This window comes from Nitrococcus sp., assembly GCF_059432795.1.
The window spans coordinates 1-10,320 of record NZ_JBXWZQ010000128.1; the positions used below are offsets into that span (position 1 = coordinate 1).

At 61.2% G+C, this 10,320-nt stretch carries 12 protein-coding genes; 1 reads left to right on the top strand and 11 read right to left on the bottom strand.

Annotated features, from left to right (window positions below; translation table 11 throughout):
* The first annotated feature begins 371 nt into the window (after positions 1-371).
* Positions 372-887, top strand: a complete 516-nt coding sequence (locus AC52Q4_RS09780; RefSeq protein WP_495536611.1) for a HugZ family pyridoxamine 5'-phosphate oxidase — start codon at positions 372-374, stop codon at positions 885-887.
* A 107-nt stretch (positions 888-994) separates the two neighbouring features.
* On the opposite strand, the gene AC52Q4_RS09785 is transcribed toward AC52Q4_RS09780, so the two are convergent.
* From AC52Q4_RS09785 to AC52Q4_RS09835, 11 genes are all read right to left on the bottom strand, one after another.
* A complete protein-coding gene (locus tag AC52Q4_RS09785; protein WP_495536612.1) occupies positions 995-1,354 on the bottom strand; it encodes a phasin family protein in 360 nt (119 codons plus the stop codon).
* Positions 1,355-1,567: 213 nt separating this feature from the next.
* On the bottom strand, positions 1,568-2,704 hold the full coding sequence (pqqE, locus tag AC52Q4_RS09790) for a pyrroloquinoline quinone biosynthesis protein PqqE (protein ID WP_495536613.1): 1,137 nt from the start codon (positions 2,702-2,704) through the stop codon (positions 1,568-1,570).
* Positions 2,679-2,966 carry a pyrroloquinoline quinone biosynthesis peptide chaperone PqqD gene (pqqD, locus tag AC52Q4_RS09795; protein WP_495536614.1) on the bottom strand — a complete coding sequence of 96 codons (288 nt, stop codon included), beginning with the start codon at positions 2,964-2,966 and terminating at the stop codon, positions 2,679-2,681. Before pqqD ends, pqqE begins: the two co-directional genes overlap by 26 nt.
* 3 nt (positions 2,967-2,969) lie before the next feature.
* Positions 2,970-3,707, bottom strand: a complete 738-nt coding sequence (gene pqqC, locus AC52Q4_RS09800; RefSeq protein ID WP_495536615.1) for a pyrroloquinoline-quinone synthase PqqC — start codon at positions 3,705-3,707, stop codon at positions 2,970-2,972.
* Between the two features lie 18 nt (positions 3,708-3,725).
* Positions 3,726-4,637 (bottom strand): pyrroloquinoline quinone biosynthesis protein PqqB, encoded by a 912-nt coding sequence (gene pqqB / locus AC52Q4_RS09805; protein ID WP_495536616.1) that lies wholly within the window; start codon positions 4,635-4,637, stop codon positions 3,726-3,728.
* 56 nt (positions 4,638-4,693) lie between these two features.
* The gene (gene pqqA / locus AC52Q4_RS09810; protein ID WP_495536622.1) at positions 4,694-4,771 is read right to left on the bottom strand and encodes a pyrroloquinoline quinone precursor peptide PqqA; all 78 of its coding nucleotides are present in this window, start codon (positions 4,769-4,771) and stop codon (positions 4,694-4,696) included.
* Positions 4,772-4,959: 188 nt separating this feature from the next.
* Complete coding sequence (gene fghA, locus AC52Q4_RS09815) at positions 4,960-5,838, bottom strand: S-formylglutathione hydrolase (protein ID WP_495536617.1); 879 nt, start codon at positions 5,836-5,838, stop codon at positions 4,960-4,962.
* An 87-nt stretch (positions 5,839-5,925) separates the two neighbouring features.
* Positions 5,926-7,035 (bottom strand): S-(hydroxymethyl)glutathione dehydrogenase/class III alcohol dehydrogenase, encoded by a 1,110-nt coding sequence (locus AC52Q4_RS09820; protein WP_495536618.1) that lies wholly within the window; start codon positions 7,033-7,035, stop codon positions 5,926-5,928.
* Positions 7,036-7,263: 228 nt separating this feature from the next.
* Positions 7,264-8,271 carry an isocitrate dehydrogenase gene (locus tag AC52Q4_RS09825; RefSeq protein ID WP_495536619.1) on the bottom strand — a complete coding sequence of 336 codons (1,008 nt, stop codon included), beginning with the start codon at positions 8,269-8,271 and terminating at the stop codon, positions 7,264-7,266.
* Between the two features lie 131 nt (positions 8,272-8,402).
* Entirely contained in the window at positions 8,403-9,500 is a 1,098-nt protein-coding gene (locus tag AC52Q4_RS09830) for a sensor domain-containing diguanylate cyclase (protein ID WP_495536620.1), read from the bottom strand.
* A gap of 383 nt (positions 9,501-9,883) precedes the next feature.
* On the bottom strand, positions 9,884-10,320 hold a 437-nt coding region (locus AC52Q4_RS09835; protein WP_495536621.1), incomplete at its 5' end, for a PGPGW domain-containing protein.

The window sequence follows — 10,320 nt, forward strand, 5'->3', positions numbered from 1 at the left end:
GGGGTTATCTGTCAGCAGGTCGATCGTGATGCCTTTCGTGCCATCGATCGTTCAACGGCTCGGATGGGCCAGTTGTTACGCCTCACCTTGCTGACGAGCGAGAGGAGCCCGCGGCATGATTAGGACCACCCCTCCTGGCTGTCCGTGTGGTCGGCGGCGCGCCCAAGCGCATGGGCATCGAAGGGCGAGCGCATGGGAACTGACGCACCGGTCTCGCCGGCGCAGGATGTCGTGATGACATTCTGCCCTCGGAGCCGCTCTCGCCAGGTGCGGCGGTACTCGGCGCGGGCGAGAGCGGCATATGGGCGAAGGACGGGATTGTGGCATTCGCTGCAAGCGGTGGGGTCGCGCCGGATTGCCATTTCGAAATCATGACCCAGCGGCCCGAACGTGCGGCGGATGAAGTAATCGACGAGTTGACGGCGCTGCGGCAATCGCAACGCAGCGTGATTTTGGCTACCGTCGGTACGGCGGGCTCTCCGGAAGCGAGTTACGCGCCGTACGTGTGCGACGAAACGGGCAACTTCTATATTTTCGTCAGCCGCTTGGCCCAGCATACGCGCAACCTGGAAACGCTGCCCGAAGCGAGCCTTTTGTTCATTGAGCCGGAACACACGGCACGGCAGATCTTTGCTCGTCGTCGCCTCACTTATCGTTGCGCGGTCTTGCCGATTGCCGCGGGTACGCCGGAGTGGACGTCGCGCATCGAGCTGATGCGCAAGTATTTCGGTGCCGTTGTCAGTCAGCTCAGCGGCCTTGCCGATTTTCGATTATTCCGGCTGCAGCCGTTTGAGGGCCGATACGTCAGAGGGTTTGGTCAGGCATTTCAATGGCGTCGCGCCGGGCAGGATGTTTGGACGCTCATCGGTCCCGAGGCTCGCGAGTAGTGGAGCGGCTGGCGCGCCGTATTCGCGGGCGCCGTAGCAGGGGCGAATGAGCGAAGCCGCCGGTGGAGATGTGATCCGGCGGCTTCGCCTCGGGCCTTGGCTGGCGCTTATTGCTGAGCGGCCTTGCCGAGATTGCTGGCGCTGTCCTGCGCCAGGCGCTGTGCCTTCTCGGCGAATTCCCGGTTCAGCGCGACGACTAGTTCGGCATCGCCCTTTACCCGTTCTCCCAGGGTCTTGACGGCCTCCTGCTGGCCCTGGACATAGTTTTCCAAGTCCTTGGGCTCGCGAATGGCAAGGCTCGCGCGCACCTGCTGAAGGCTGAGCTGCGTATAAGCCTTTGTCGCCTCGAGCTGGACGTTGAATAGTTTCTCCAGATGGTCGACCCCGAGTCCCATGAAGGCACGGGTCGGGCCGGTCAGGAATCGCTCGAACTGGTCGTTTAACTGGTTTGGGGGGGTAGTGCTCATTCCGATCTCCTTGCATTACCGAGGCAAAATCCAGCCTATCCGGACTTGCTGCACTGCACAATAGCAGCTGGCCGGGCGCATTTCAACAGCGATTTGGCGCTTAGGCTGAATAGGGAGACCCTGTTGCGCTTGCCGCGATCATCGAAGGGTAAAGTGCCCACGCCGAAAGCGGGCAAGGGGAGTAAGGGCAGGTGATGCGCGCTTTTTTCGTGCTTATCCCGATCCCTTTGGGCTGACGTAGCCGCGAGAGTTACGGGCGTTGCGAAAACGTAGTGGCTTGGCCGGGACGTCCGCCGCGGCATTTGCAAGTCCGACCACCCGTTGGTGTTCCGGGGATTTATCGCACACCGGATCGGTATTGTGGGGATCGCCGGTGAGCAGAAACGCCTGGCAGCGGCAGCCGCCGAAATCCCGTTGCCGCTCCGGACAGCTTCGGCATGGTTCGCGCATCCAATCGAAGCCGCGAAAACGATTGAAAGCCTCGGAATCCCGCCAGATTGCCGCAAGGCCGCTCTCGCGCACATTGGGGAGCTTCAGTCCCGGTAGCTCGGCCGCTCCGTGACAGGGTAGCGCGGTGCCATCGGGGGCGACGGCGAGAAAAACGCGGCCCCAGCCGTTCACACACGCCTTCGGTCGGCGCTCGAAGTAATCCGGCACGACGTAGAGTATCTTCATGCTGTTCGCGTAACGTTCCTGACAGCGGCGCGCGCTCGCCTCTGCCCGCTCCACTTGCTCGCGGCTGGGCAGCAGTGCGCGGCGATTGAGCCACGCCCAGCCATGGTATTGGGTATTGGCGAGCTCTACGTAATCGGCGCCGAGACGGCTTGCCAGCTCGCACAAGGAGTCGATTTGCGCAATGTTGTGGCGGTGCAGGACGAAACAGAGAACCATCGGGAAGCCGTTCGCCTTCACCTGGCGTGCCATCTCGAGCTTGTGGGCGAATGCCGGCGTACCGGCGAGAAAATCATTCAAAACGGACTCGCTGGCTTGAACGCTGATTTGGATGTGATCGAGCCCGGCACCGCGTAATGCGCTGATGCGACGCGCATCCATGCCCACACCGGAGGTAATGAGGTTGCTGTAATAGCCGAGCTGACGGGCCTCGCCGACCAGCTCCTCGAGGTCGCTGCGTGTCAACGGCTCGCCTCCCGAGAAGCCGAGCTGGCAAGCACCCAGGGCGCGGGCTTCGCGCAGTACCCGCAGCCAGCTCGGCGTATCGAGCTCCGGGCGACAACGAGCGAACGCAAGGGGATTACTGCAGTAAGGGCACTGCAGTGGACAGGCGTAGGTCAATTCGGCCAGAAGCCATAGGGGCGGCGGGGGCTCAGACGGTGCGAAGCCATCCTTCATTGCAGGCCACCTCCACGAACTCAAGTACGTCCGCCGTCAATTGGCTCGTCTCATCGGCCTCGGAATAAAGCTGCTGCAGCTCGACGATGATCTCGGCCAGATTGCGGGCACCATCGCAGCGGGCCAAGATGTCGCCTGCGCTGCTGTTCAAAGTCACCATTCCTTCCGGGTAGAGCAGAACATACGCCTCCTGCGCCTCCTCCCACTGCAACCGGTGGAAAGGGCTGAGTTGCACAATCGTCTGCGTCGTCAGCTCAGCCATCTCTCAGCGGTTCTCGAGAGCGGTGAAAAATGGCGGCATATTCATTACGTAGGCTAAATACATCGCATCGAGCATGGTCCAGAGCACCTCGAGCTTGAACTTCAGAATATGTACCGCCTGGTTTTCGCCTTCCGGGGTGTTGAAGTGCTCGAGCACCAAAGCGAGTCCGTACTGCACATCCTGCTCGGCGGTATCGATGCGGCTGCGAAAGTACGTCAAGCCAGCCGGATCGATCCACGGATAATGCCTCGGCCAGTTGGCCAGTCGTTCGCGATGGACAGCCGGCGCGAAGAGCTCGGTGAGCGAGGCGCATACGCCATCGATCCAAGATCGCCGCCGCACAAAGTTCACATAAGCGTCCACCGCGAAGCGAACACCGGGCAGGACTTGACGCTCTGATGTCATCTCCTCGCGGCTTAGGCCGACCGCTTCGCCGAGGTTGATCCAAGCCTCGATCCCGCCTTCCTCGCCCGTGCAACCGTCGTGCTCGCGAAGTCGGCGTGCCCAGCGCCGCCGCACGGCGCGATGGGGGCATTGCGAGATCAAGGCCGCATCCTTCAGCGGCACGCTGATCTGATAATAATAGCGGTTGGCAACCCAGCCCTGGAGCTGTCGAGGCGAGAGCTCGCCGCGATTCATCATCACTTGGTAAGGATGGTGGCTATGGTAATATTTACTCAGCCCTCGCAACCTCGTTTCGAGACGCTCCGGGTTGCCCGGGCCTTCCGGCGGTATGCCCATCGCCCCTGACTCTCCCGCTTACAGCCGTAATCGCATGCCATCCCAGGCGAGTTCGATACCCTCCCGAGCCAGTTGCCGGTGCTCAGGCGAATCCTCGTCCAGGATGGGATTCGTGTTGTTTATATGGATTAGAAGCTTGCGCTGGATCTCGAGGCCGCGCAGCACCTCGAGCAAGCCGCCCGGACCGCTCAGGGGCAAATGTCCCATGTCCGCCGCGCGCTTTTCTCCTACGCCGCGAAGCAGCATTTCATCCTCGCTCCAAAAGGTTCCATCGAGCAGGATGCAGTCGGCCCGTGCCATCGAGTGCAGCAGCGGCGGGTCGATGCGCCCCACCCCCGGTGCATAGAAAGCGCTCCCGCCCGTGGCCGGGTCATGGACGAACAACCCGATGGCCTCGCCCGTTCGCGGCGCGACGCGATGCGGGGAATAGGGCGGGGCTTTGCCCGCGAGAGGAACCGCCTGAAACTCGAGTCCGGGAACTTCGGCCACGGTGAAATCCGACCCGTCAGTGGGAATTTCGTGCCACGTACTCCCGCAATAACGTTCAAGTACCCGGATCAGTGGAAGGGCACCGGTCAGATCCTCGTAGACGGCCGCCGTGGTATAGAGCTGCAGCCGCTTGCCTTCGCGCAGGGTGAGCAGGCCGCCGGTATGATCAATTTGGCTATCGATCAACAACACCGCCTTGATACCGCTGTCGCGGCTTGCTCGTGCCGGGAGGAGGTCTGGGGTGTTCGTAAGCTGTTGGCGGATGTCGGGTGAGGCGTTGATAAGAAGCCAGTTATCGCTGTCCCCTGTGATACAGATGGACGATTGCGTGCGTGGCTGCCCCCGTATCCGCCCCGTGCGCAGCCCGGCGCAGTTAGGACACCGGCAGTTCCATTGGGGAAAACCACCTCCTGCCGCCGAGCCGAGGACTAGAAGCTCCATTGCAGCGAGTGGTCAGTCGCCGGACCCACTAACGGATTCGGGATCCGAGGGCAAACTTAGCGGGTATTGACGTAGAGGTTGATTTCAAAGCCAAGACGACGGTTGATAAAGGCCGGTTTCACCCAACGTTTCATAGCCGTGCTCCCATTTGGCTTATCGGCAGCGTCGCTCGGCCGCACCGCTGCCCGGAATCAATCACGCGTGCAAAGCCTTGCTGGCAATTATATCAAATATCAAAGCCGCGCGACTTGTCGCCATTCGGGCGGATCGCCACGCCTACTTGCACTGATGCACTCGATATGCGATTACGCTCCCAAAACATTCAATCGACGATCCAGGACGTCGGCCCTGCGATACCCAGCGCGCTCGCGTGATGGGCGAGGTGATCGCGCATAAACGTGCTTATGAAATAGAAGCTATGGTCGTATCCGGCGTGGGAACGCAGTGTCAAGGGGTAACCGGACTCGCGACAGGCCTTTTCCAGCTCCCACGGCATGAGCTGCTCGTTGATGAAGGGATCCGCCGTGCCCTGATCGACGAGCAGAGGCAGTTGACCGGCGGTGCTTCGCACGAGGTGGTGCGCATCGTATTGGCGCCAGACGTTCTCATCCGAGCCGAGATAAGCGGTGAACGCTTTCTTCCCCCAAGGACAGAGGCTAGGCGCGCAGATGGGCGAGAAGGCCGAGACCGAACGGTAGCGCTCGGGATTGCGCAGTGCCACGGTCAAGGCCCCATGACCGCCCATGGAGTGGCCGAAAACGCTGACACGCTGCGCATCGGCGGGGAAGGTGTCGGCGATTACCCGCGGCAATTCCTCAACCACATAGTCGTACATGCGGTAGTGCGCGCTCCAGGGATCCTGAACGGCATTGACGTAGAAACCGGCGCCGCTGCCGAAATCGTAAGCATCGTCCTCGCCGGGCAGGTTCAGCCCCCTTGGACTCGTATCCGGTGCCACCAGCATGATCCCGAGCTCGGCGGCGAAGCGCTGGGCGCCGGATTTGACCATGAAGTTCTCTTCGGTGCAGGTGAGCCCCGAGAGCCAATAAAGCACCGGCACCTGATCATGCCGCGCCTGGGGTGGTCGGAAAATCGAAAACCGCATGGTCGTATTACACGCGGTGGACCGGTGCCGATAGAACTCGACGTGCCCGCCGAAACAGCGATGGCTTTCAATGAGTTCCACACCCGCGTTCGACATCGAAGAAGGCTCCTCCAGGCGGTTGCCTCGGTGGCTGAACCCACCGGTTTGATGTTGCGCAGCTCACGTATCCAATACGGCGCACGATCAGAAACGAATGACGCTGCGAATGGACTCGCCCCGGTGCATCAGATCGAAAGCCTCGTTGATACGCTCCAACGGCAGGCAATGGGTAATCAAATCGTCGATGTTGATCTTGCCTTCCATGTACCAGTCGACGATTTTTGGCACCTGGGTGCGGCTTTTCGCGCCGCCGAAGGCGCTGCCTTTCCACACGCGGCCGGTGACGAGTTGAAAGGGGCGTGTGCTGATTTCCTCGCCGGCGCCGGCCACGCCGATGACGATGCTGGTGCCCCACCCCTTATGGCAGCACTCTAGGGCCTGACGCATCAGCTTGACGTTGCCCACGCACTCGAAGCTGTAATCGGCGCCTCCCTGCGTGAGCGAGACGAGATACGCCACCAGATCGCCTTCAATCTCGTTGGGGTTGACGAAGTGCGTCATGCCGAATTTCTCGGCCAGCGCCTGCTTGGCGGGGTTGATGTCCACGCCGATAATCTGATCCGCACCCGCTAGGCGGGCGCCTTGAATGACATTGAGCCCGATACCGCCCAGCCCGAATACCACGACGTTATCGCCCGGTTGCACTTTCGCGGTATTGATCACGGCCCCGATGCCGGTCGTCACCCCACAGCCGATATAGCAGACCTTCTCGAATGGCGCGTCCTCGCGGATCTTCGCCAACGCGATCTCCGGCACGACCGTATAGTTGGCGAACGTGGACGTTCCCATGTAGTGATGGATCGGCGCGCCATTGAGCGAAAAGCGGCTGGTGCCGTCGGGCAGAACACCTCGGCCCTGAGTTTCCCGAATGGCGCCGCAGAGATTCGTTTTGCCGCTGAGACAGAACTTGCACTCCCGGCACTCGGGTATGTACAGCGGAATGACATGATCGCCGGGCGTGAGGGATTTGACGCCGGAACCGACCTCAACGACGACGCCGGCGCCTTCGTGGCCGAGAATGGACGGGAACAGCGCCTCGGGATCTGCCCCGGAGCGAGTGAACTCGTCGGTGTGACATACACCGCTCGCCTTGATCTCGACCAGCACCTCGCCCGCCTTGGGCCCTGTGAGTGTGACGGTCTCAACGGTCAATGGCTGTTTTGCCTCGGTTGCTACTGCCGCACGGATTTCCACTGCAAAGTCTCTCTCTGTGCCCGTACATCAACGCTCTAGCACGACCCGACCTGCGACGCCGGGCGCGGGCATCGCTCCGGCCGACAGGACGAACTGAAAATTGCAGTAAAGTCGCTGCAGTGTAGCGTCGCAAATCGCAATCCGCACCCGCACTGCCGTGATTCATTCCGCATCGTCGTTGAAGCGAATTAGGGTAACAGCGGTCACGACCCGGGCGGAGCGCTCTTGTCAGAGCCGTTGCAGTACGGCTTGCGTGAAGTCCGTGGTGCTTGCCTCTCCCCCCAGATCGCGTGTGAGGCGGTCTCCGGCTTCGATCGCACCGCGTAGCGCGCCACGAATCCGGTTCGCCGGTTCCTGCATGTCGATGTGGTCGAGCATCAGGCAGGCCGCCAGGATCATGGCGGAGGGGTTGGCGACGTTCTGTCCGGCGATGTCGGGCGCGCTGCCGTGCACGGCCTCGAAGATCGCTTTGCTGTCGCCGATGTTGGCGCCGGGGGCAAGGCCGAGGCCGCCGCAGAGCCCGGCGCAGAGGTCCGAGATAATGTCACCGAACAGATTCGTGGTGACTAGTACGTCGAACTGATGAGGGTTCATTACCAGCTGCATCGCTGTATTGTCGATGATCAGTTCCTGGTGCTCGATGTCCGGGTACTGAGCGGCAACGTTTCGGCCGACCTCGAGGAACAATCCCTGTGTGGCTTTGAGGATGTTGGCCTTGTGGCAGACGGTGACCTTGCGCCGCTTCAGGCGGCGCGCCAGTGCGAAGGCGTAATTGATGATACGTTGCGACTCGAATCGCGTGATCACGCTCAGTGTCTCCGCGCGGGAACGATCCGCGCTCAGGTGCTGGCCCTCGCCGGAATACATTCCCTCCGTGTTCTCGCGAATGACGATGAGATCGATATCCGAGTACAGCGCCCGCGCCCCTTTGAACGAGAGAATGGGCCGGACGTTCGCGTAGAGATCGAAATGCTTGCGAAGCGCGACATTGACAGAAGTAAAGCCTTGGCCGACCGGTGTGGTTACCGGTCCCTTCAAAGCGATTCCAATGCGCTCGATCAGATCGAGCGTCTCCTGCGGGATCAATTCTTCGCCTGCATCGAGCGCCGTTTGACCGATAAGGCACTCGCGGTAGCGGAATTCACAGCCGGCGTGTTGCAGTACTTGTACGGTGGCGTCGACGATGCTCGGGCCGATGCCATCCCCCGGCAGGAGAATGATCTCGCGCTTGCTCATGAGCCCTCCCGGCAGGGCTTGCAACAACAGGGGCGAGAAGGGCGGACCTGTTGATGTGACCTGCGTTGCCTCCTGGTTCTCAAGGAGGTATGGGGGTTTTGCGGTTCGGGGGCAAGCCTACGCTGAAGCGGTCACTGGCTGGCGATGCGATTTCGCCCCTCGCGCTTGGCCCGATAGAGCGCCGCGTCAGCCTGCTCGATGAGTTTTTGGCGGATTTGCGCCACGCTCGGGGGTGTCCCGCGCGGCGTATAGGTCGACACTCCGACGCTTACACTGACGCGGATTTCCGCGCCCGCCGGCATGAATCGGTGCCGTTCAACTTTTAGGCGAATACGCTGAGCCACCTCGAGCGCGCATCTTATGTCGGCGTGGCTTAGCAGCGCCGCGAATTCTTCGCCACCGTAGCGCGCGACTATGTCCGATCGGCGCACTTGTTCCCGAATGAGGCGCGCCACCTGGCGAAGCACCTCATCGCCGGCCTGATGACCGTGGACGTCATTGATCCGCTTGAAGCAGTCGATGTCGATGAACAGGCAGCTCAAAGCGCTGCGTGTATCGATAGCCTCAGTGATCGCTTCATTAATACGCTGCTCGAACGAACGTCGGTTGCTCACGCCCGTGAGTGGGTCAGTCAATCCTAAGTGCTTGAGGCGCTCTCGGATGATGCTGGTCTCGAGGCACACGGACACCACGGCGGCGAGGTGTTGCAGAAAATCCGTGGCGCAGTGCCGCTTGAAACGACCATCATGACGGCTTCCCAGATTCAGGCTGCCGATCAGGCGATTGTCGTGTATCAGGGGCAGCAGCGCGACGCTGGACGGCGCTCTGTCGGGCTGGCGAAAGGTCGCCTCGTGCGTCTGCGGATCGAAGTTCCCCAGCACCGGATGTTTCGCGCCACCGAGCTGCCTTATCACTTCGGCCTCGGAGGCCGTGAAGATCACATCGGGCAGATCACGGTCGGGATCGCAGGAGCGCTCGAGCAAACGCCGAACCTCGAACTTCGGGTCGAGCAGCAGCAAGGTAGTGAAATCCCAGCCGAAGCTCGCACGTGTCCGGTACAAGAGGAGGCGCAGCAGTTCAGGAAGTGAGGCGCAAGCCATCAGGCGCAACTCCAGAGCCTGGAAACGCTTCAGCCTGTGCTCGTTACGGCGCGCCTCCCCGACGAGCGTGGTCAGGCGACGGTGCAGCCCTTGGAGCGTGTTGTTGTTGTTTTTGTGTGCGGTGGCCACGCTCGATCGAGTGCAGTTATCTGCGCAAATGTGATGCGGGCATCGGACCGCCTCCGGTGCGCCCGAATGCCGATGCCAAAGGGTCAACCCCGGCCTGAGCAGGCCAGCGAATTCGATACTCAGCTCAGCTCGATTAAACGAAAGGTACCTCGATTTGTCGCGAGTTCGGCGTGTCGCCGACGGTTTCCCGTCCTCCAACATAATCGAAGTCACAAACAGATCCACGTTACGTTCATTATTCTACGATTGACTCACCGCAGATAATGCGACCGAATTGACACTTCCAGCCGCGCGTATCGCCGGTGATGAAGCGCGCGGTATCGATTGCCACCCAAATGGCCGGCGTCCCTGATGTCGTCTGCGACGCCCCTTACTCAGAGCCCTTATTTGCGGACTTGGCCAGCACGCCGGCCTCGTGCTGAGTCGGCACGCGAGGGCACCTCCAATGGCGGCCGTGCGTGGCGTCGTCGAATCCAGTTGACGGTGCGCAGGACACCCGGCAGCCCGATGAGCCGCCGCTCCAGGTAGTATTTACCGGGGAAATCGGCGATGCCGAGGCCGATCAGGATGGTCAGTACGCCTTGTCCCGGGGCCACTAGCATGATCACGCCCAAAATGACCAGGATCCCGCCGAGTACATTCTTTCCCACAAACCAGAGCCACAGGATCGGCGAATTGCCATTACGTCGATGCAAGCGTCTGCGTGAGCGGTGAGTGAAATAATCGGCGGGCACCACGGTGACCACCCAAGGCACGGCAATCACGCTAATCAGCAGCGTAATGACCGAGAAGGCGATTAGCCACGGCATGATCGGTTCGA

Coding starts and splice junctions, on each gene's coding strand:
- pqqC (WP_495536615.1), bottom strand. CDS start 3,707: ATGGGCATACCGCCGGAAGGCCCGGGCAACCCGGAGCGTCTCGAAACG.
- AC52Q4_RS09825 (WP_495536619.1), bottom strand. CDS start 8,271: ATGAGCAAGCGCGAGATCATTCTCCTGCCGGGGGATGGCATCGGCCCG.
- pqqB (WP_495536616.1), bottom strand. CDS start 4,637: ATGGAGCTTCTAGTCCTCGGCTCGGCGGCAGGAGGTGGTTTTCCCCAA.
- pqqA (WP_495536622.1), bottom strand. CDS start 4,771: ATGAAACGTTGGGTGAAACCGGCCTTTATCAACCGTCGTCTTGGCTTT.
- AC52Q4_RS09780 (WP_495536611.1), top strand. CDS start 372: ATGACCCAGCGGCCCGAACGTGCGGCGGATGAAGTAATCGACGAGTTG.
- AC52Q4_RS09785 (WP_495536612.1), bottom strand. CDS start 1,354: ATGAGCACTACCCCCCCAAACCAGTTAAACGACCAGTTCGAGCGATTC.
- pqqE (WP_495536613.1), bottom strand. CDS start 2,704: ATGAAGGATGGCTTCGCACCGTCTGAGCCCCCGCCGCCCCTATGGCTT.
- pqqD (WP_495536614.1), bottom strand. CDS start 2,966: ATGGCTGAGCTGACGACGCAGACGATTGTGCAACTCAGCCCTTTCCAC.
- fghA (WP_495536617.1), bottom strand. CDS start 5,838: ATGTCGAACGCGGGTGTGGAACTCATTGAAAGCCATCGCTGTTTCGGC.